The following is a 19,567-nucleotide window of genomic DNA, read 5'->3' as shown; positions in this document are numbered from 1 at the left end:
CTGGTTTGCTTGTGTGCGGGAAGCGCGGCAAGCGCTTCCCCCATGGAACCAAAATTAGGCGACCGGCCGCCCCCACTCAATCGAAACGTTGACGAAATTTCGCCATCGTTTTAGCGTTCCTGACAGCGCCACGCACCCGATGATGGCGACCACGACGATGGAGACGACCATGGCAGGTGAATCCGGGCCGCGCTGGCGCAAGCGCACCGCGCGCTTCGACGAGATCGCGGCGCTCGCCGGCGTCAGCACGACCACCGTCGACCGCGTGCTGAACGAGCGCGGCAGCGTGTCGGCGCAGGCGCGCGAGCGCGTGGTCGCGGCGGCGCGGCAGCTCGGCGTGCCGCGGCAGCTGCCCGACACGCGGCACGGGCTGATCCACCTCGACGTGCTGCTGCCGGACACCGACGCGCCGTTCTTCCGGCGGCTGCAGCAGGCGCTGCAGCGCTCGCTGCAGATGCTCGACCGGCGCGTGGTCGTGCACCGGACGATCCTGCCCGCCGCGGACGACGAACGCGCCGCCGCGCTGATCGAACGGCCCGCATACCGGCGCGCGGCGCTGATCGTCACGGCACGCGACACCGCCCGCGTGCGCGATGCGCTGGCCGGCGCGATCGCGCGCGGCGAAACCGTCGTCACGATGGTCACCGACATCGGCGGCATCGACCGCGTGCACTACGCGGGCATCGACAACTACCGTGCCGGACGCACGGCCGGCTACTACGTCGGCCGTCTGGCGGCACGCCCGGGCCGCGTGCTGCTGCTCGGCGGCCGCATGGGCTACCGCGCGCACGCCGACCGGATGGCCGGCTGCCGCGACCAGCTCGCCGACGCGTTCGCCGCGCTGCGCTGCGACGCCGAGCCGGTCGAGACGCTCGACCAGGACGACCGCTGCTACCGCGCGGTGACGAAGGCACTGCAGGCACACGACGACGTGGTCGCGATCTACAACAGCGGCGCCGGCTCGGCCGGCATCGAAGCGGCGCTGCGCAAGGCCGGCGCGACCGGCCGCGTGGTCTGGATCGGGCACGAGATGCTCGACGAGCACCGCACCTTCATCGACGCCGGTGCGATGGACCTCGCGATCGACCAGGATCCGGACGGACAGGCGATTTCCGCGCTGCAGCACGTACTGCATGCGTGCGGGATCGTCGAACAGCCGCCGCCCGGCGACCCGGTCGAATTCCGCGTGTTCTGTGCGGCGAACGTGAGGACGAGCGCCTACCTGCAGCCCTGAATGTCGCCGCGCATCGCGGCGCATGCGCGCGGCGAAAAAAATCGACCGACGCATTGGCGATTTTTCGTCAACGTTTGTCATGCAGCCCGCGCCGCGCATCCGTACATTGGACAGCCATCCCCAGCACAACAACGGACAGGAGACGATGGCTGAACCGATCCTCATCGGCGTGAACCTCGACGGCGTGCTCGAACACGACGGCCTGCCGTTGCCCACGCCTGCCGAACGCTTCCGGATGATCGCCGACGCCGGCGTGTTCGACTACGTCGAAAAGAACCCGTCGCGCGGCGAAGATCTGTCGCCGTATTTCGCGCTGGTCGAACGCCACGCGCTGCCGATTCGCGTGATCGGCGGCATCTGGTGCGCGGGCCGCGACGAAGCGCATGCCGCCGAAATCGTCGATGCCGGCGCGCGGTTCGGCAGCACCGTACTCAACTGCCAGCTGTACGCGCATCACGCGGACGGCCATCCGCTGTCGGACCGCGAAGTCGCCGATTTCTACCTGCGCACGTACGAACGCGGCGAGCCGGTCGGCTGCCTGCCGAGCCTCGAAGTGCACGTCGACATGTGGAGCGAGGATTTCACGCGCGTCGCGCGGGTCGCGCAGCATGTCGAGCAGGCCGGTGCGCCGTTCCGGATCACGCTCGATCATTCGCACCTGCTGTTCAAGATCGGCAATCGCGCCGAACTCGATGCGTCGGGCATTCGCGAACGGGTCGACAGCGGCAGTCTCGTGCTCGACCCCGCATCGCCGGCCGCCATCTACGCCGACTGGATCGCGCGCGGCTGGGTCCGGCATGCGCATGCGCGCAGCGTGATCCCGAACAATCCCGAGAACCGCTGGATGCGCCGCGCGGACGGCCGGCCCGGCCGCGGCATCCAGTATCCGTTCGTCGCGCCGGCACCGGGCGCCTGGCACGGCGAATGGCACGCGGCGGCGCTCGACACGTGGAAGGCCGCGCTGCGTCAGTTGCTGCAATCGCAGGCTCACGCTCGGTCGGCGCGGCTCGAGCAGATCAGTTGCGAGTTCATCCCGTTTCCCGACTACGGCGGCAGCGCACGCTATTCGATCTTCGACAACAACGTCGCATGCGCGCACTGGCTGCGCGATACATGGCACGCACTCACCGCGCCGCCGACGGATGCGCCGGCCGACACCACCGCGCGCGACCTCACCCGATTCAGCCCCCGCCCCTACTCGACACACAAGGACAGAACGATGACGCAAGCATTCCACTTTTCGCTGAACCGGATGAGCGCGCCGCGCCTGCCGCTCGACCGCTATGTCGCACTGTGCCGGCGCCTCGGCATCGACACGATCGAAATCCGCAACGATCTCGACGGCGTCGAGATCGCCGACGGCACGCCGGCCGCCGCCGTGCGCGCGACGGCCGAAGCCGGCGGCGTGACGATCCTGACGATCAACGCGCTGCAGCGCTTCGAGCAATGGAGCGCCGAGCGCGCGGACGAAGCGACCGCGCTGGCCGACTACGCGGCGCAGTGCGGCGCGCGTGCGCTGGTGCTGTGCCCGACCAACAGCCGCGGCGACACGCGCGGCGCGGACGTGCGCCATGCGGATCTCGTGAAGGCGCTGAAGGCGCTCAAGCCGATCCTCGAAGCGCGCGGCCTGCTCGGCTTCATCGAGCCGCTCGGCTTCGACGAGTGCGCGCTGCGCCGCAAGTCCGACGCGGTGAAAGGCATTTACGACGCAGCCGGCGAACAGGTCTTCCGGCTCGTGCACGACACGTTCCACCATCACCTGTCGGGCGAGGACATCTTCTTCCCGAACCTGACGGGCCTCGTGCACATCTCTGGCGTCGACGAAGCCGACCTGCCGGTCGACCGGATGCGCGACGGCCATCGCGTGCTGGTCGGCGGCGCCGACCGGCTCGGCAACATCCGGCAGTTGCGCGAACTGCTCGCGCGCGGCTACCGCGGCGCGTTCTCGTTCGAGCCGTTCGCGAACGAAATCGCGGAAGCCGACGACATCGAAGACCGGCTGCGGGCAAGCATCGACTATGTGCGGCGCGAACTGGCGGATTGCTGAGCGTCGCCGCGGTGCGCGGCCGGCGTGACGACCCGTACACGTGACGACGCGTGCGGCCATGCACTCGATGTGCGCGCCAGGCACGGGCCTGACAGGAAGAAGACAACGAACTTAAAGGAAGAGGAGAACAGAATGATCGAATTCGCTTTGTTCGGCGCGGGAAGAATCGGCAAGATCCACGCGGCGAATCTGGCGCGCCATCCGGGCGCGAAGCTGAAGTATGTGGTCGACCGGCATGCGCCGTCGGCCGAAGCGCTGGCGCATGCGCACGGCGCGCAGGTCGCCGACGTCGAGCGAGCGCTCGGCGATTCGGCCGTGCAGGCGGTCGTGATCGCGTCGAGCACCGACACGCATGCGGACCTGATCGTCGCGGCGGCGAACGCGGGCAAGGCCGTGTTCTGCGAGAAGCCGGTCGACCTGACCGTCGAGCGCTCGCGCGCATGCGCGGACGTCGTGCGGCGCACCGGCGTGACCTGCATGATCGGCTTCCAGCGCCGTTTCGACCCGACCTTCGCCGCGCTGAAGGCGCGCGTCGAACGCGGCGAGATCGGCACGCCGGAGATGCTGGTCGTCACGAGCCGCGACCCGGGCGCGCCGCCCGTCGACTACATCCGCAGCTCGGGCGGCATCTTCAAGGACATGCTGATCCACGATTTCGACGTGTTCCGCTGGATCCTCGGCGACGAAGCGCAGACGCTGCATGCGACCGGCAGTTGCCTGACCGACCCGGCCGTGCTCGATGCCGGCGACATCGATTCGACCGCCGTGACGATCCGCACGCGGCGCGGGCTGCTGTGCCAGATCAACACGTCGCGGCGCGCGGCCTACGGCTACGACCAGCGCTTCGAGCTGCTCGGCAGCAACGGGATGCTGCAGGCCGGCAACGTGCGGCCGACCGAGGTGAGCGCGTGGCTGGCCGGCGGCATCGCGACGGACGTGCCGGAGCCGTTCTTCCTCGAGCGCTACCGGCATGCGTACGCGGCCGAGATCGCGCACTTCGTCGACGCGCTGCGCGACGGCACGCCGGTCAGGACGACGATCGACGACGGGCTCGCCGCGCTCGAGCTGGCCGAGGCCGCGATGACGTCGTGGAAAACGGGGCGCGTGATCGAGATGTGACGCGAACGATGGCGGCCCGTGCAAGCGGACCGCCGCCGTCGCACGATCGGCAGCACACCTGTACGAAATGCCGCGACGGCACGGCCGCATCGGGCAGATTTGCCGAAACGTCGCGCGGCATGCGCGTGAAAGCACGTATGATGGCGAATCGATCGGCGTCGCCGATATCCCGCTTGTTCACCATCATGCTCGATCACCTCATCTGCGACTGCGACGGCGTGCTCGTCGACAGCGAAGTCATCGCCGACCGCGTGCTGCTCGACACGCTGACCGCCACCTTCCCGCATATCGATTTCGAAGCCGCCGCGAAGTCGGCGTTCGGCCAGCAGACGTCGCGTTTCCTCGCGGGGCTCGAATCCCGCTTCGGCGTCGAGATGCCGGCCGACTTCATCGAGACCATCGAGCACAACATCGAGATCGCACTGGCGCAATCGCTCGCGCCGATCACCGGCGTGCGCGACGCGCTGCTGAAGGTCAGCCTGCCGGCCGCCGTCGTGTCGAACAGCCGGCTCGTGCGCGTGCGCAACTCGCTGAAGCGCGCGTCGCTCACCGAGATCTTCGGCGAACGCGTGTTCAGTTCCGAGCAGGTGTCGCGGCCGAAACCCTACCCCGACGTCTACCTGCATGCGGCGCAGACGCTCGGCGTGGCGCCGGCGCGCTGCATCGTCGTCGAGGACAGCGTATCGGGGTTGAATGCCGCGCGCGCGGCGGGGATGAAGACGATCGCGTTCGTCGGCGCAAGCCACATCCCCGACAACTACGCGGACGCGCTGCGCGCGATGGGCATCACGCGGATCATGCGCAAGATGGACGAACTGCCGGCGCTCGTCGAAGCCGGCATGCGCGGCGAATTCGGCGACGTGCAGTCGTGAACGTGTCGCGACGGCAGCGCTGGACGATATGCCGTCGCGAACGGAACGCGCCGTTCAGCGCAGCAGGTGCAGCGGAATTCTGCAGGGGCGCTAGCCGACCAGCCAATTGCCGCGCTTGGTCAGCCAGGACATGTTGTCAGTGCGATGCCCGGCGTGAAGCCGGGCCCGCTGTACTGGCGGCCCGCCTTCACGCCGGGCCGTCGGCGCTTAACGCAGCCACTCTCGCGGGATCATCGGCAGGGTACAGCCGTGCGGGAACTTGTAGATGAGATAGCGCCCACGTGAGCCGCCAACCGCTGCTCCCGGCAAAACGGGGCGCGCCGTCATAATCTCGTGGGCCGCAAACCCCGCATCGACGGTGCCCTCCGGCAATTGAATCGCGTTCTGGCCGCCTACCCCGCCACCGACGCATGCGCGTTCCGTCATGTTGATTGTTCGCATGATTTCCCTACCTCTGTTGGTTCGTGATCGACACCCGTGCGTGACCGCCGCGGGCTCCTTGTGCAAGCACGACACCACGAACCGGACTATCGGTTCGCCATGCCGACGAGCCCGGTCGAGTATAGGTAGCGCTCCGGAAGCCGAATATCGCCGAATCGCCAAATTTCGGGACTACGCGTGCAGCCCTCTACGCGTCGCTCAAGCAGCCCTCGCGCGCAACGGCCAGCGCCTCGCGGAATTCGACGAGTTCCGCGATCGTCAGCATCGGCAGCCCGTGCTGTCGCGCGAAACGCTCGACGTCGTCGCCGCGCGTCATCGTGCCGTCCGGATTCATCAGCTCGCACAGCACGCCAGCCGGCTTCAGGCCCGCAAGGATCGACAGGTCGACCGTGCCTTCGGTGTGACCGCGGCGCGCGAGCACGCCGCCCGGTTGCGCACGCAGCGGAAACACGTGGCCGGGACGCACGATGTCGTGCGGCTTCGCTCCGTCGGCGATCGCCGCGCGGATCGTCGTCACGCGGTCGGCCGCCGATACGCCCGTATGCACGCCTTCGCGTGCCTCGATCGAGACGGTGAACGCGGTGCCGTTGCGGCTCTCGTTGGTCTGCACCATCGGCGGCAGTTCGAGCGCACGCACCGTGTCGTCGGTCAGGCACAGGCACACGATGCCGCTGCACTCGCGAATCAGCAGCGCCATCGTCTCGGGCGTGATGCGCTCGGCGGCGACGATCAGGTCGGCCTCGTTCTCGCGGTCGTGGTCGTCCTGCAGCACGACCGCGCGGCCCGCGCGCATCGCTTCGAGCGCAGCGGCGATGCGCGGCGGCACCGGTTCGGAATCCAGCAACGGGAGATCGGCAAAGGCGTCGGCGGGTGCCGACGAAACGGACATCAAGGACATGTGAAACGCTCCTCGCAAATACGATTTGGGCGAAAAACGTTTCAGGGCATTGCAAACAGACAGAACGACAACCCGCTTCGCACGCATCGCGAAGCGGCCCTGGCGGACATGACTATCTGCACATCTTCTCTCATCCGGACTGTGACCGTCGGCTCTGGCATTCGACCAGATCTGCTGACCCCGCGCGGTGGCGCGGGCGCTCGCGGGCTCGCCGGCTTACGCCAGCCTACCGCCGGTGGGGAATTTCGCCCCGCCCTGAAGACGCACTGATTGCCGGATGGGGGCTGCCCATCAGCGGCGGGCCAAGCATACAACAGCCGCGCGCATGGCGCAGCCAACAGCACCTAAAACCTTACTGACGACTCCGTCTAACGGCATCGTCCAGACGGCCGACGGCCGCGCTGCGGTCCCGCCCGATATGGGGACGGCAACCGCTCCGTGCGACCCGCACGATCAACCGGCCGCGTGCGCCGCGTCGGGCACGAGCCAGCGCGGCGGCACCTCGGGGCTCACCGTCACGCGAAACGCGCGCGCTTCGCTGTCGCCCGGGTTGCGCAGGCTGTACGGCTGGTCGGCATCGAACACGATCGCGTCGCCGGTCGCGAGCAACTGGCGGCGGTCATGCACGCTGACTTCGAGCGTGCCCTCGCTGACGACGAGGTTGACCGTCGTGCCGGGCGCGCGGCGCGTGCCGGGCTCCGTATGCAGCGGCGCGATCCGCAGCTCGTGGAATTCGGCCGCGGCCGGCTCGCCTTCCGGGTACAGTGCGCGCGCCGAGAAACGGCCGTTCGAGCTGACGACGCGCGACGCGCGCTCGGCCGCCAGGTGTTCGAAGCCGTTCACCGCATGGCGGCGCAGGAACGCGGCGACCGACACCTTCAGCGCCGCGGCAATCTTGCAGAGCACCTTGATCGACGGCACGCTGCGCGCCGACTCGATCTGCGCGAGCATCGCGCGCGACACGCCGGACAGCCGCGCGAGCGCATCGAGCGACAGTTGCCGCTCGGCGCGCAAGCGCGCGAGATTCACGCCGACGACCTGTTCGAGGACATCGAGCGACGCGGATGCCCGCACGTCGGCGGCGTTGCCGGACTCGAAGGAAGACACGTCGCGCACCAGCGCCAGGGATGAAGACATAGCATTGCCTCCGGGCCGCCGCGCGGCCCTGCGTATGGGGTAAGCCGGGATCGGAATCGGGTTGCGCCTGCAACGGCGCGTATCGAGACGCTATCACCCGGCCTTGCGCGGGCAAACGAAGTTATCTTCACACCGTTATCAGCATCGCGGAGGAATGCGTTTCTCGCGAACCTTTTCCTGCCGCTATGGCGTCGCCGTCACGCCACCATCGCGCCGCTCATTGTGCCGCCGGCGCCGCGCCGCGCGCCGGACCGCGCGCATCGAGCCGCATCGCGAGCCACGTGACGACGAGCGCCGCGAACGTCACCGCGACGGCAACCCACGGCAGCGCATCGAGCGCGAAGCCGTGTTCCAGCGCGAGGCCGCCGAGCCACGCGCCGCCCGCATTGCCGACGTTGAACGCGCCGATATTGAGCGTCGACGCGAGATTCGGCGCGCTCGCGGCCTTCTCGACCACGCGCGCCTGCAGCGGCGGCACCGTCGCGAACGCGACCATCCCCCATACGAACACGGTGACGGCGGCCGCGACCGGCAGGTGGCTCGTTTTGGCGAACACGGCCATCACGGCCATCAGCGCGACGAGGATCGCGACCAGCGACGGCATCAGCGCGCGGTCGGCGAGCTTGCCGCCGATCGTATTGCCGATCGTCAGCCCCGCGCCGAACAGCACGAGGATCAGCGCGACCGAGCGCGGCGAGTAGCCCGACACCGTCTCGAGAATCGGCGCGATATACGTGAACACGACGAACACGCCGCCGAAGCCGAGCACGGTCATCAGCAGTGCGAGCCACACCTGCGGCTCCTTCAGCACGCGCACCTCGTGGCCGAGGCCGACCGGCCCGCCGTCGTGGCGGTTCGGCACGAGCGCGGCCACGCCGCCGAGCGCCAGCACGCCGAGCGCGGCGACGATCCAGAACGACGCGCGCCAGCCGAGCAGCTGGCCGACGAACGTGCCGAACGGCACGCCGAGCACGTTCGACAGCGTGAGCCCCGTGAACATCAGCGCGATTGCGCTCGCCCGCTTGTCGGCCGGCACGAGCGACGCGGCGACCACCGCGCCGATCCCGAAGAATGACCCGTGCGCGAACGACGTAACCACGCGCGCGACCATCAGCATCGCGTAGCCGGACGCGGTGGCGCACAGCACGTTGCCGACGATGAAGATCGCCATCAGCAACTGCAGCGCAGCCTTGCGCGGCATGCGGCTCGTCAGCACCGCGAGCAACGGCGCGCCGACCGCGACGCCGAGCGCGTAACCGGTGACGAGCAGGCCGGCCGACGGCAGCGAAACGGCGAGATCGTGCGCGACCTCGGGCAGCAGGCCCATGATGATGAATTCGGTGGTGCCGATGGCGAAGGCGCTGATCGCGAGCGCCAGTAACGGGATGGGCATGACGTTCTCCGGAGGGCGGCGGAAGCGGCGCCCGGTCGGTGCCGCACCGCACAAGAAGCGGGATGTGCGCGCATTGTCCCGAAGATGCCTATATTTGATAATTGGCGTGGCATTTGAACCATTTTCAAAAAACTCTGGAAAATCGAATGGATCGACTGGGCGATATCCGGCTATTCGTCGAGGCGGCGGAACTGGGCAGCCTGTCCGCTGCCGGCCGCAAGCTGAACCTCACGCCGGCCGCCGCGAGCGCGCGCCTCGCGAAACTCGAGGCGAAGACCGCGACACGGCTGTTCGAACGTTCGACGCGGCAATTGCGGCTCACCGACGAAGGCCGGCTGTACCTGAACTGCTGCCGCCAGGCGCTGCAGGCGCTCGACGACGCGGACGCGATGCTGCAGGAAGGCCGCAACGTCGTCGGCGGCAAGGTGCGGCTGTCGTCGACGTCCGATTTCGGCCGCAACCAGTTGCTCGACTGGCTCGACGAATTCACGACACGCCATCCCGACGTCACGTTCGCGCTGACGGCGTCCGATTCGTCGTCGAACCTGTGGCAGGACGAGATCGACCTCGCGATCCGCTTCGCCGCGCCGCCCGACGGTGCGCTGATCGCCCGCCGTCTCGCGACGAACCGGCGCGTGCTGTGCGCGGCGCCGTCGTTCGTCGAGCGCCACGGCGTGCCGGCCGATCCGCACGATCTGGCCCGCTTTCCGTGCAACGTGATCACGATCGCGTCCGGTCCGATGAACGTCTGGCACTTCACGCGCGGCGACGAGGTGCAGATCCACAGGGTGCCGGTCGCGACCGCATTCGAGACCAACGACGGCGGCCTCACGCGCGAATGGACGCTGCGCGGCCACGGCATTGCGCTGAAATCGCTGTGGGACATCGCCGACGACGTCCGCGCGGGCCGGCTGCGCGTGCTGCTGCCCGACTGGCGGCACCAGGACGCGCCGCTGCACGCGATCTATCACAGCAAGCGCTACATGGCGCCGCGCGTGCGCGTGCTGCTCGACTTTCTCGCCGAACGCTTCGCGCGCGAGGAAGCCGCGCTCGACGACCTGCTGAACGCGTGCCGCTGACGGCCGATGCATGGCCGCTCAAGGGTCGGAATCTGACGATCGACGTCGCGCGGCCGCAACCCGCCGGCCGTCCGGCGCAGCGCGAAAAGCTATAATGGAAAGCTTTCCCGACGGCCTTTCATGCTTGACGCGCGCAACCTGCGTGCAGCGTACGGCCGTCCCGATTCACCCTTGACGACGCCCCCAGGTCAACCACTGCGAACGGCGAATCCCCATGACCAAGAAAGTTTACGTAAAGACCTTCGGCTGCCAGATGAACGAGTACGACTCGGACAAGATGGTGGACGTGCTCAATGCGGCCGAAGGCCTCGAAAAGACCGACAACCCCGAAGACGCGGACGTCATCCTGTTCAACACGTGCTCGGTGCGTGAAAAGGCGCAGGAGAAGGTGTTCTCCGATCTCGGCCGCGTGCGCGAGCTGAAGGAAGCGAAGCCCGGCCTGCTGATCGGCGTCGGCGGCTGCGTCGCGAGCCAGGAAGGCGCGTCGATCGTGTCGCGCGCACCGTACGTCGACCTCGTGTTCGGCCCGCAGACGCTGCACCGCCTGCCGCAGATGATCGACGCGCGCCGCGCGAGCGGCCGCGCGCAGGTCGACATCACGTTCCCCGAAATCGAAAAGTTCGACCACCTGCCGCCCGCGCGCGTCGAGGGGCCGAGCGCGTTCGTGTCGATCATGGAAGGCTGCTCGAAGTACTGCAGCTACTGTGTGGTGCCGTACACGCGCGGCGACGAAGTGTCGCGCCCGCTCGACGACGTGCTGACCGAAGTGGCCGGCCTCGCCGACCAGGGCGTGCGCGAAGTCACGCTGCTCGGCCAGAACGTGAACGCGTATCGCGGCGCGCTGACGGCCGGCGCATCCGAGATCGCCGATTTCGCGACGCTGATCGAATACGTCGCCGACATCCCCGGCATCGAGCGGATCCGCTACACGACGTCGCACCCGAAGGAATTCACGCAGCGGCTGATCGACACCTACGCGAAGGTGCCGAAGCTCGTGAGCCACCTGCACCTGCCCGTGCAGCACGGTTCCGACCGCATCCTGATGGCGATGAAGCGCGGCTACACGGTGCTCGAATACAAGTCGGTGATCCGCAAGCTGCGCGCGATCCGCCCCGACCTGTCGTTGTCGACCGACATGATCGTCGGCTTCCCCGGCGAGACCGAGGACGATTTCGACAAGATGATGGCGCTCGTGCACGACATGAGCTACGACACGAGCTTCTCGTTCATCTACAGCCCACGCCCCGGCACGCCGGCCGCGAACCTGCACGACGACACGCCGCGCGAAGTGAAGCTCAAACGCCTGCAACATCTGCAGGCGACCATCGAGGAGAACGTCGCGCGCATCAGCCAGTCGATGGTCGGGAAGGTCGAGCGGATCCTCGTCGAGGGCCCGTCGCGCAAGGACCCGAACGAACTCGCGGGCCGTACCGAGAACAACCGGGTCGTGAATTTCCCGGCGCCGCTCGCGTCGCACCCGCGCCTGATCGGCCAGATGATCGACGTGAAGATCAACCATGCGTACCCGCATTCGCTGCGCGGCGAGCTCGTGCTCGTCAGCGACGACGCGAGCGCGGCCACCCACTGACCGACGCATCACCGGAGCCCGACGCCACTTTGAAGCCCGCCCACCCCCTGGAATTCATCGCGCCGCGCGACGACAACGCGCGCCTCGCCAATCTCTGCGGCCCGCTCGACGAAAACCTGCGGCAGATCGAACAGGCGCTCGACGTGACGCTCGCGCGGCGCGGCCACCGGATCACGATCCGCGGGCGCGGCGCCAAGCTCGCGCTCGCGGCGCTCGACAACTTCTACAACCGCGCGCGCGATCCGCTGTCGGTCGACGACATCCAGCTCGCGCTGGTCGAAGTGCGCCACACCGCCGGCAACGGCCGCGAGAACACGCTCGACGTGCGCTTTCGCGGCGACCCCGACCATCCGTTCGACGAGCCTGTCGTGCAGCTCGACGACGAGGCGCTCGAAGAGCAGGGGCCGAAGCTCTACACGCGGCGCGCCGACCTGCGCGGCCGCACGCCCGCGCAGCGCGAATACCTGAAGCAGATCCTGTCGCACGACGTCACGCTCGGCATCGGGCCGGCCGGCACCGGCAAGACCTACCTCGCGGTCGCGTGCGCGGTCGACGCGCTCGAGCGCGACCAGGTCAAGCGGATCGTGCTGACGCGCCCGGCCGTCGAGGCCGGCGAGCGGCTCGGCTTCCTGCCGGGCGACCTCGCGCAGAAGGTCGACCCGTACCTGCGTCCGCTGTACGACGCGCTGTACGACCTGCTCGGCTTCGACAAGACCGCGAAGATGTTCGAGCGCCAGATGATCGAGATCGCGCCGCTCGCGTACATGCGCGGCCGCACGCTGAACCACGCGTTCATCATTCTCGACGAGGCGCAGAACACCACGCCCGAGCAGATGAAGATGTTCCTCACGCGGATCGGCTTCGGCTCGAAGGCGGTCGTGACCGGCGACACGAGCCAGGTCGACCTGCCGCGCGGCCACAAGAGCGGCCTCGTCGAGGCGCAGCAGGTGCTGAGCGGCGTGCGCGGCATCGCGCTCACGCGTTTCACGAGCGCGGACGTCGTGCGCCATCCGCTCGTCGCGCGCATCGTCGAGGCGTACGACGAGTTCCACGCGCAGCACCAGGACAGCTGACCGGCCGGCGGCGCCCGCGCGCTGCCCCGGCCAGCCGGCCCGGCCCGCCAGACGGCGCGCCGGGCCTTTTTTCGCCCGCGCGAATTCGGGCGCGATCGGCCGTTTGGTGTATCCTCAACGCGTTCCAATCGCCGCACGTGTCATGAAATCCTCCCGTTCTCGCAAGTCCGGGCGCGCCCAGTCCGCCGCGCCCGAATCCCCCCGTCTTTCGCTGTTCGATGCGAAGGGCAAGGCCCGGACCGTCAACGCACAGGGGCTGCGAATCGACTTCCCGGACGGCCGCAGCCTGATGTTCGACCTGTCGGGCAGCTCGGGGGACGCGGCCGTCGCGATCGTCGCGCAGCACAACGATCCCGCGATGCGCGCGAAGCTGGCGCTGCAGCCCGAGCACTACGACAGCGTGACGCTGCACGTGGGCGCCGAGCTCGCGCCGCGCGAAGACGAAATCGAAGACGCGCTGCACGAGCCGGAACTCGACCTGTCCGTGCAATACGGCGACGAAATCACGAGCGACGTGCGCAAGACGCTACCCAAGCGCAAGCTGATCGCCGAATGGATCGAGCCGGCGCTGTTCGCCGGCGCGCAGCTCACCGTGCGCTTCGTCGGCGAAAACGAAGGCCGCACGCTGAACGCCGGCTACCGCCACAAGGACTACCCGACCAACGTGCTGACCTTCGCGTACGACGCGGCGCCCGACGGCACCGTGATCGGCGACCTCGTGCTGTGCTGCCCGGTCGTCGAGCAGGAAGCGCACGACCAGGGCAAGCCGCTCACGGCCCACTACGCGCACCTGCTGGTGCACGGTGCGCTGCACGCGCAGGGCTACGACCACGAGACGAGCGACGAGGACGCGGCCGAAATGGAAGCGCTCGAAGTCGACATCCTCGCGAAGCTGGGCTTCCCGAACCCGTACCAGTAAGCCGGCCGCACGATGCGCAACGCCGCGATGCTCCCGCCCGCCTACCCGCCGTCGATCGGCGACGGGCGGCTGCTGACGGAAGACGAGCTCGCGGCATCGCTCGCGCATACGATGCGCGACTGGGACGGCCGGCAGGACCTCTGGCTGTTCGGCTATGGCTCGCTGATCTGGAACCCGGGGTTGCCGACCGTCGCCGCCGTGCGCGGCAAGGTGCACGGCTACCATCGCGGGCTCTACCTGTGGTCGCGCGTGAACCGCGGCACGCCCGAACGTCCGGGCCTCGTGCTGGCGCTCGATCGCGGCGGCTCGTGCTCGGGCATCGCGTTCCGGCTCTCGGGCCCGACCGCGCAGCCGCACCTCGAGACGCTGTGGAAGCGCGAGATGCCGATGGGTTCGTACCGGCCCGCGTGGCTGCCGTGCTCGCTCGAGAACGGCGAACGCGTGAACGCGCTCGCGTTCGTGATGCGCCGCGACGCGCCGACCTATACGGGCAAGCTGTCCGACTCCGTCGTGAAGGAAGTGTTCGGCTGCGCGGCCGGCCGCTACGGCACGACGCTCGACTACGTGAGCCGCACGGTCGACGCGCTGCGCGCGAGCGGCATCCCCGATCGCGCGCTGGAAGGGCTGCTCGCGCGATGCCGGTGACGCAACGCGACGCCCGGCTTGCCGCTGCGCGAAACCGCGCTCCCTGCGCATTCGAACGAGGTTCCTGCCGATGAAACCATCACGCTGGTCCCGCTGCAAGGTCGCCGCGCTGATCGTCGCCGCGAGCGTCGCGCTGTCCGGCTGCGGAATACTCGGCTGCGGCGGCGCCGCGACCAACGGCGCGGCCGCCGGCGGCTGCTCGACCGGCATGCGGTTCTGAGCGCCCCCGGACCTGTCGCTTCGCGCCAGGCCCCCCCGAGAGGGTCAAGAAGACTTGGGGCGGCCCGGCGTTTTCTTGAGAGCCGCGCGCCGGGCGCGATCGCGTGCGGCAGAATGCCGCCCCGGTACCGACCGGCCGGCCGGTCGCCTTTCCACGCCGCCCCCGTCCTGCCCACACCCGATTTTTGCCGCGGCTGCGCCGCCGCCCTTTTCTGGGATAGGATGGACACGAGGACGATGCCGCGCCCGGCGCGGCCGTCCGCGAGCAGGCCCGCGCGGGCTGCGCACCCTGGCCGCACGGCCGGGGTGACACGGTCGCGTCGTGCCCTTGGTGTATCCTTGCCTACTCCGTGACAGCGCGCCCCGGCACGACCCGGGCGCACCACCATGAACGATTCGTATCCCAGTCGTAAGCCAACCGACAAACCGCAAGAAAAGCGCTCGCTCCTCGAGCGCCTGACCGACTTCATCTCGCCCGAGCCCGAATCCCGCGGCGAGCTGCTGGAAATCCTCCAGGACGCCCACGAACGCAACCTGATCGACGCCGATTCGCTGTCGATGATCGAAGGCGTGTTCCAGGTATCCGACCTGTGCGCGCGCGACATCATGGTGCCGCGTGCGCAGATGGACGCGATCAACATCGCCGACAAACCCGAAGATTTCATCCCGTTCGTCCTCGAAAAGGCGCACTCGCGCTACCCCGTGTTCGAGGAGAACCGCGACAACGTGATCGGCGTGCTGCTCGCGAAGGATCTGCTGCGCTTCTACGCCGAAGAAGAGTTCGACGTGCGCGGGATGCTGCGCCCGGCCGTGTTCATTCCCGAATCGAAGCGCCTGAACGTGCTGCTGCACGACTTCCGCGTGAACCGCAACCACCTCGCGATCGTCGTCGACGAATACGGCGGCGTCGCGGGCCTGATCACGATCGAGGACGTGCTCGAGCAGATCGTCGGCGACATCGAGGACGAATACGACTTCGACGAGGAAGCCGGCAACATCATCGCAGGGCCGGACGGCCGCTACCGCGTGCGCGCGCTTACCGAGATCGAACAGTTCAACGAGGCGTTCGGCACCGATTTCCCCGACGACGAAGTCGATACGATCGGCGGCCTGATCACCCATCATTTCGGACGCGTGCCGCACCGCGGCGAGAAGCTGCAGCTCGGCAACCTCGTATTCGAGATCCAGCGCGGCGATGCGCGCCAGGTTCATGTGCTGCTGGTACGCCGCAACCCGCTCGCCAGCCGTCGCGCCGAAACCTCGCACGAGGACTGACCGTCCCGCGCCAGCCGCGTCTCCTTCAACCGCTCGCCCACTTCCGCTTCACATGGACGATCCGATCCCGTCCCGCCCGGCTGGCGGCCTTCTCGCGCCGGCACCCGGCCGCGCGCTGCCACGCTGGCATTACCCGGCCGCGCTGCTCGCCGGCGCGGCCAATACGCTCAGCTTCGCACCGACGCCGCACGGCGGCTGGCTGCAGCTCGCCGTATTCGTCTGGTTTTTCGCGCAACTGACGCGCACGTCGAGCTGGCGCGGCGCCGCGCTCACGGGCGGCGCGTTCGGCTTCGGCAACTTCATCAGCGGCATCTGGTGGCTCTACATCAGCATGCACGTATACGGCGAGATGGCCGCGCCGCTCGCGGGCGGCGCGCTCGTGCTGTTCTCGCTGTACCTGTCGCTGTACCCGGCGTTCTCGGCCGGGCTGTGGTCGTTCTGCGCGGGCCATGCGTGGCATCGCCGCGCGCCCGACCCGCGGCCGTTCTCGCCGACCTGGCACGGCGCGTTCGCGTTCGCGAGCGCGTGGGCCTTCGGCGAATGGCTGCGCGGCACGCTGCTCACCGGTTTTCCGTGGCTCGCGAGCGGCTACCCGCAGGTCGACGGCCCGTTCGCGGGCTTCGCGCCGATCGTCGGCGTGTACGGGATCGCGTGGGTGCTCGCACTGTTCGCCGCGCTGGTCGTGCAGGCGCTCGCCGTCGCGCGCCCGTCGCCCTTGCGTGAAGGCAGCACCGGCGGCAACGCGCGCGTGCGTATCGCCGCGCCGGCCGGCGTCGCCGTCGCGCTCGTCGCGGCCGGCCTCGGGCTGTCGCAGGTCACGTGGACCGTGCCCGCGAACGCGCCGCTCACCGTGCGGCTGCTGCAGGGCAATGTGAAGCAGGACATCAAGTTCGAGCAGGAAGGCATCGACGCGGCGATCAAGATGTACCAGCAGATGATCGTCGAGAAGCCGGCCGACCTGATCGTCACGCCCGAGACCGCGATCGCGGTGATGATCCAGGAACTGCCCGAACCGTTCGCCGTCGCGATCCGCAAGTTCAGCGACACGACCGGTTCGGCCGTGCTGTTCGGCGCGGTCGGCGCGTCGGTGACCGAGGAAGGCCGCTACGTCGACTATACGAACAGCCTGTACGGCGTGACGCCGAACTCGCGCGACATCTATCACTACGACAAGCACCACCTCGTGCCCTTCGGCGAATTCATTCCGTGGGGCTTCCGGTGGTTCGTCGACCTGATGAAGATGCCGCTCGGCGATTTCGCGCGCGGCGCGCCGGTACAGAAGCCGTTCCTCGTGCACAACCAGCCCGTGATGGCCGACATCTGCTACGAGGATCTGTTCGGCGAGGAAATCGCCGCAACGATCCGCGACAATCCTCAACCGCCCGGCGTGCTCGTCAACGTGACGAACCTCGCATGGTTCGGCGACACGATCGCGCTCGACCAGCACCTGCAGATCGCGCGGATGCGCTCGCTCGAAACGGGCCGGCCGATGCTGCGCTCGACCAATACCGGGATGACGGCCGCGATCGACGCGCACGGGCGCGTGCTCGGCCAGTTGAAGCCGTTCACGATCGGCTCGCTCGACGTGCGGATCGAAGGCACGAGCGGCTTCACGCCGTACGTGACGAGCGGCAACAACATCGTGCTCGCGGTGTCGTTCGTGCTGCTTGCGTTCGGCTTCACGTTCGGGCCGGGGCTGCGCCGGCGCAACGGCGCGAAGCCCGACGACGACCGGCGCGCATGACGCGGCCCGTGACCGCAATGCGGTCGGCCGCTCAGGCCTGCCGGGCCGATCGGTCCGATTGAGCCGGCTGCGCGGCCAGGCTCCGCAAATCACCCGCCACCTCCTCCATCACCGGTTCCCACGCGCCGAACGTCCGCTGCCGATACAGCGTCGCGGTCGGATACCACGGGCTGTCCTTGCGTTCGAGCAGCCACGGCCAGTGCGGATTCACGTCGAGCAGCACCCAGGTGCGCGCACCGAGCGCGCCGGACAGGTGCGCAACCGACGTGCACACGGTGATCACGAGATCCAGCGCGCCGATGAACGCGGCCGTATCGTCGAAGCTCTTCAGTTCCGCCGTGAAGTCCTCGATCGCGAAGCCGGCTGCACGCGCCGCCGCGACATCCGCATCCGCGCCCGGCTGCAGCGAATAAAACGCGACCCCGTCGATCCCGCGGAACGCATCGGCATAACGCTCGAGCCCGACGCGCCGGAACGGATTGCGCTGGTGGCCCGCACTGCCCGTCCACACGAGCCCGACCTTCAGCCGGCGGTCGCCCGCGAGCCGCGCGCGCCACGCATCGCGCGCATCCGGATCGGCCCGCAAGTACGGCACCGACGACGCCAGCGTCGACGCTTCCATGCCGAGCATCAGCGGCAGGCCGATCAGCGGCACTTCGTAATCGAATGCAGGCAGCGCGTCGACGCCGCCGCCCGCGCCGAACGCGTCCGCCTGCGCGCCCAGGCTGCGCTGCATCAGCGTGCCCACCTGCGGGAACGTGTTCCACGCGAGCCGGCCGCCCTCGCGATGCACGCGCTCGGCGAGCGGCGTGACGAAGCGGCAGAACTGCAGCACGTCGCCGAGCCCCTGCTCGCCCCATACGAGCAGCGTCTTGCCCGCGAGCGGCTCGCCCTGCCAGCGCGGGCCCGGCAGCGCCGGCCGGCGGCCGCGCAGTTCGCCGGCGCCGTCCCAGCGCGCCTCGTGGCCGCGCCAGCCGGCCGCGTGATTGCCGCGCACGAGCTGGATGATCGCGAGATTGAAACGGAACGACGCGTCGTCGGGCGCCAGCTCGCACGCGCGCGCCGCGTAACGCTCGGCGTCGTCCCAGCGCTGCGCCTCCTTCATCGCCATCGCGACGTTGTTCATCGCGAGCGCGTTGTCGGGCGCGAGGTCGGCGAGCCGCGCGGCGCACGCGAGCGCGCCGTCGAGGTCGTGCGTCGCGAGCCGCGCGACGACGAGGTTGATCCACGCCTGCACGTCGCGCGGATCGGCGTTCACGGCCGCGTCGAGCAGCGCGATTTCCTCCGTGCGGTCGCCGCCCGACAGCCGCAGCGCGATCGCGAGGTTGTTGCGCAGCGACGGCCAGCCGGCATCGGCCGCCAGCGCCGCACGGTACGGCGCGACCGCGTCCGCGTGACGGCCGGCCATCTGCAGCGTATAGCCGTGATTGAAGTGCGCGGCCGCGCCCGGCCGCACGCGCGCCGCGCATTCGGCGAGCGCGAGCGCGTCGGCCGTGCGCTGCCGCGCGACGAGCGTCGATGTGAGCTGCGCGAGCGCATCGGCGTCGACCGCATGCAGATGGGCGGCTGCGGCGAGCCACAGATCGTGCGCGGCGCGCTCGCCGCGCGCCTGCGCATCGGCGGCGTGCCGGAGCAGCGCAAGGAACGGCGGAAGCAGCGGAATGAGGATGTCGGTCGGGTCGTCCATGCGATCGGAGCCTGCAAGCGGTGGCGCGGCACGCGTCGCGCGAGCCGCAATACGCGCATCTTAACGCCCGCGCGAAGCGTCGCGGCACGCGTGTCGCGACGGGCCGTATGCGCCTGCGCGGAGCGCACGGGGTCACGCTGGCGAGGCCGCAGGAAGCGGGCCGGCAGCGGCCTCGCCAGCGTTCCGGCCGCATCCGG

General features: G+C 69.0%; 17 protein-coding genes, 1 pseudogene and 1 riboswitch. Of the genes and pseudogenes, 13 read left to right on the top strand and 5 right to left on the bottom strand.

The window, feature by feature from the left end; all coding sequences use genetic code 11:
* Positions 1-169: 169 nt before the first annotated feature.
* From ACM6JT_RS27665 to ACM6JT_RS27645, 5 genes and pseudogenes are all read left to right on the top strand, one after another.
* The gene (locus ACM6JT_RS27665; RefSeq protein WP_414857694.1) at positions 170-1,234 is read left to right on the top strand and encodes a LacI family DNA-binding transcriptional regulator; all 1,065 of its coding nucleotides are present in this window, start codon (positions 170-172) and stop codon (positions 1,232-1,234) included.
* A gap of 145 nt (positions 1,235-1,379) precedes the next feature.
* Positions 1,380-2,366, top strand: a pseudogene (locus tag ACM6JT_RS27660) (xylose isomerase); the annotation flags it as partial.
* Positions 2,367-2,453: 87 nt separating this feature from the next.
* The gene (locus ACM6JT_RS27655) at positions 2,454-3,281 is read left to right on the top strand and encodes a TIM barrel protein (RefSeq protein WP_243564881.1); all 828 of its coding nucleotides are present in this window, start codon (positions 2,454-2,456) and stop codon (positions 3,279-3,281) included.
* Positions 3,282-3,413: 132 nt separating this feature from the next.
* The gene (iolG, locus tag ACM6JT_RS27650) at positions 3,414-4,400 is read left to right on the top strand and encodes an inositol 2-dehydrogenase (RefSeq protein WP_131946988.1); all 987 of its coding nucleotides are present in this window, start codon (positions 3,414-3,416) and stop codon (positions 4,398-4,400) included.
* A 185-nt stretch (positions 4,401-4,585) separates the two neighbouring features.
* Positions 4,586-5,272 (top strand): HAD family hydrolase, encoded by a 687-nt coding sequence (locus ACM6JT_RS27645; RefSeq protein ID WP_217591231.1) that lies wholly within the window; start codon positions 4,586-4,588, stop codon positions 5,270-5,272.
* Between the two features lie 207 nt (positions 5,273-5,479).
* Here ACM6JT_RS27645 and ACM6JT_RS27640 read toward each other — a convergent pair whose 3' ends face one another.
* The 4 genes from ACM6JT_RS27640 to ACM6JT_RS27625 form a co-directional block, all read right to left on the bottom strand.
* Entirely contained in the window at positions 5,480-5,713 is a 234-nt protein-coding gene (locus ACM6JT_RS27640; protein ID WP_414857693.1) for a hypothetical protein, read from the bottom strand.
* A 187-nt stretch (positions 5,714-5,900) separates the two neighbouring features.
* Positions 5,901-6,611, bottom strand: coding sequence for a 3,4-dihydroxy-2-butanone-4-phosphate synthase (ribB, locus tag ACM6JT_RS27635; protein ID WP_414857692.1), 711 nt, complete (start codon positions 6,609-6,611; stop codon positions 5,901-5,903).
* A gap of 118 nt (positions 6,612-6,729) precedes the next feature.
* Positions 6,730-6,878, bottom strand: a riboswitch (FMN riboswitch).
* A gap of 186 nt (positions 6,879-7,064) precedes the next feature.
* Positions 7,065-7,748, bottom strand: coding sequence for a helix-turn-helix domain-containing protein (locus tag ACM6JT_RS27630; RefSeq protein WP_034178967.1), 684 nt, complete (start codon positions 7,746-7,748; stop codon positions 7,065-7,067).
* A 217-nt stretch (positions 7,749-7,965) separates the two neighbouring features.
* Entirely contained in the window at positions 7,966-9,141 is a 1,176-nt protein-coding gene (locus ACM6JT_RS27625) for an MFS transporter (protein WP_407970855.1), read from the bottom strand.
* A 146-nt stretch (positions 9,142-9,287) separates the two neighbouring features.
* On the opposite strand from ACM6JT_RS27625, the gene ACM6JT_RS27620 reads away from it, so the two are divergent.
* The 8 genes from ACM6JT_RS27620 (at position 9,288) to lnt (ending at position 17,683) form a co-directional block, all read left to right on the top strand.
* Complete coding sequence (locus ACM6JT_RS27620; protein WP_034178969.1) at positions 9,288-10,220, top strand: LysR family transcriptional regulator; 933 nt, start codon at positions 9,288-9,290, stop codon at positions 10,218-10,220.
* A gap of 214 nt (positions 10,221-10,434) precedes the next feature.
* A complete protein-coding gene (gene miaB / locus ACM6JT_RS27615; RefSeq protein ID WP_407970856.1) occupies positions 10,435-11,808 on the top strand; it encodes a tRNA (N6-isopentenyl adenosine(37)-C2)-methylthiotransferase MiaB in 1,374 nt (457 codons plus the stop codon).
* Between the two features lie 29 nt (positions 11,809-11,837).
* On the top strand, positions 11,838-12,881 hold the full coding sequence (locus ACM6JT_RS27610; RefSeq protein ID WP_105391414.1) for a PhoH family protein: 1,044 nt from the start codon (positions 11,838-11,840) through the stop codon (positions 12,879-12,881).
* A 142-nt stretch (positions 12,882-13,023) separates the two neighbouring features.
* Complete coding sequence (gene ybeY / locus ACM6JT_RS27605; RefSeq protein ID WP_105391413.1) at positions 13,024-13,800, top strand: rRNA maturation RNase YbeY; 777 nt, start codon at positions 13,024-13,026, stop codon at positions 13,798-13,800.
* Positions 13,801-13,812: 12 nt separating this feature from the next.
* Positions 13,813-14,445, top strand: coding sequence for a gamma-glutamylcyclotransferase (locus ACM6JT_RS27600; protein WP_034178973.1), 633 nt, complete (start codon positions 13,813-13,815; stop codon positions 14,443-14,445).
* A gap of 70 nt (positions 14,446-14,515) precedes the next feature.
* Positions 14,516-14,665 carry a hypothetical protein gene (locus ACM6JT_RS27595; RefSeq protein ID WP_165948079.1) on the top strand — a complete coding sequence of 50 codons (150 nt, stop codon included), beginning with the start codon at positions 14,516-14,518 and terminating at the stop codon, positions 14,663-14,665.
* 386 nt (positions 14,666-15,051) lie between these two features.
* Positions 15,052-15,939, top strand: a complete 888-nt coding sequence (locus ACM6JT_RS27590) for an HlyC/CorC family transporter (protein ID WP_034178974.1) — start codon at positions 15,052-15,054, stop codon at positions 15,937-15,939.
* Between the two features lie 52 nt (positions 15,940-15,991).
* Complete coding sequence (gene lnt, locus ACM6JT_RS27585; RefSeq protein WP_414857691.1) at positions 15,992-17,683, top strand: apolipoprotein N-acyltransferase; 1,692 nt, start codon at positions 15,992-15,994, stop codon at positions 17,681-17,683.
* A gap of 31 nt (positions 17,684-17,714) precedes the next feature.
* Here the strand turns inward: lnt and ACM6JT_RS27580 are convergent, their stop codons facing one another.
* On the bottom strand, positions 17,715-19,370 hold the full coding sequence (locus ACM6JT_RS27580; protein WP_414857690.1) for a hypothetical protein: 1,656 nt from the start codon (positions 19,368-19,370) through the stop codon (positions 17,715-17,717).
* Between the last annotated feature and the right edge of the window lie 197 nt (positions 19,371-19,567).

Source organism: Burkholderia sp. IT-111MI5, from assembly GCF_949752865.1.
In the GTDB taxonomy this organism is placed as follows: domain Bacteria; phylum Pseudomonadota; class Gammaproteobacteria; order Burkholderiales; family Burkholderiaceae; genus Burkholderia; species Burkholderia pyrrocinia_C.
This window is presented reverse-complemented; position numbering and strand designations above follow the sequence as displayed.

What these genes read in the sequence shown, in the direction of transcription:
- miaB (WP_407970856.1), top strand. Translation starts at nt 10,435, where the DNA reads ATGACCAAGAAAGTTTACGTAAAGACCTTCGGCTGCCAGATGAACGAG.
- ACM6JT_RS27645 (WP_217591231.1), top strand. Translation starts at nt 4,586, where the DNA reads ATGCTCGATCACCTCATCTGCGACTGCGACGGCGTGCTCGTCGACAGC.
- ACM6JT_RS27625 (WP_407970855.1), bottom strand. Translation starts at nt 9,141, where the DNA reads ATGCCCATCCCGTTACTGGCGCTCGCGATCAGCGCCTTCGCCATCGGC.
- lnt (WP_414857691.1), top strand. Translation starts at nt 15,992, where the DNA reads ATGGACGATCCGATCCCGTCCCGCCCGGCTGGCGGCCTTCTCGCGCCG.
- ACM6JT_RS27595 (WP_165948079.1), top strand. Translation starts at nt 14,516, where the DNA reads ATGAAACCATCACGCTGGTCCCGCTGCAAGGTCGCCGCGCTGATCGTC.
- ACM6JT_RS27580 (WP_414857690.1), bottom strand. Translation starts at nt 19,370, where the DNA reads ATGGACGACCCGACCGACATCCTCATTCCGCTGCTTCCGCCGTTCCTT.
- ribB (WP_414857692.1), bottom strand. Translation starts at nt 6,611, where the DNA reads ATGTCCTTGATGTCCGTTTCGTCGGCACCCGCCGACGCCTTTGCCGAT.
- ACM6JT_RS27620 (WP_034178969.1), top strand. Translation starts at nt 9,288, where the DNA reads ATGGATCGACTGGGCGATATCCGGCTATTCGTCGAGGCGGCGGAACTG.
- ACM6JT_RS27630 (WP_034178967.1), bottom strand. Translation starts at nt 7,748, where the DNA reads ATGTCTTCATCCCTGGCGCTGGTGCGCGACGTGTCTTCCTTCGAGTCC.
- ACM6JT_RS27640 (WP_414857693.1), bottom strand. Translation starts at nt 5,713, where the DNA reads ATGCGAACAATCAACATGACGGAACGCGCATGCGTCGGTGGCGGGGTA.
- ACM6JT_RS27600 (WP_034178973.1), top strand. Translation starts at nt 13,813, where the DNA reads ATGCGCAACGCCGCGATGCTCCCGCCCGCCTACCCGCCGTCGATCGGC.
- ybeY (WP_105391413.1), top strand. Translation starts at nt 13,024, where the DNA reads ATGAAATCCTCCCGTTCTCGCAAGTCCGGGCGCGCCCAGTCCGCCGCG.
- ACM6JT_RS27655 (WP_243564881.1), top strand. Translation starts at nt 2,454, where the DNA reads ATGACGCAAGCATTCCACTTTTCGCTGAACCGGATGAGCGCGCCGCGC.
- ACM6JT_RS27590 (WP_034178974.1), top strand. Translation starts at nt 15,052, where the DNA reads ATGAACGATTCGTATCCCAGTCGTAAGCCAACCGACAAACCGCAAGAA.
- ACM6JT_RS27665 (WP_414857694.1), top strand. Translation starts at nt 170, where the DNA reads ATGGCAGGTGAATCCGGGCCGCGCTGGCGCAAGCGCACCGCGCGCTTC.
- iolG (WP_131946988.1), top strand. Translation starts at nt 3,414, where the DNA reads ATGATCGAATTCGCTTTGTTCGGCGCGGGAAGAATCGGCAAGATCCAC.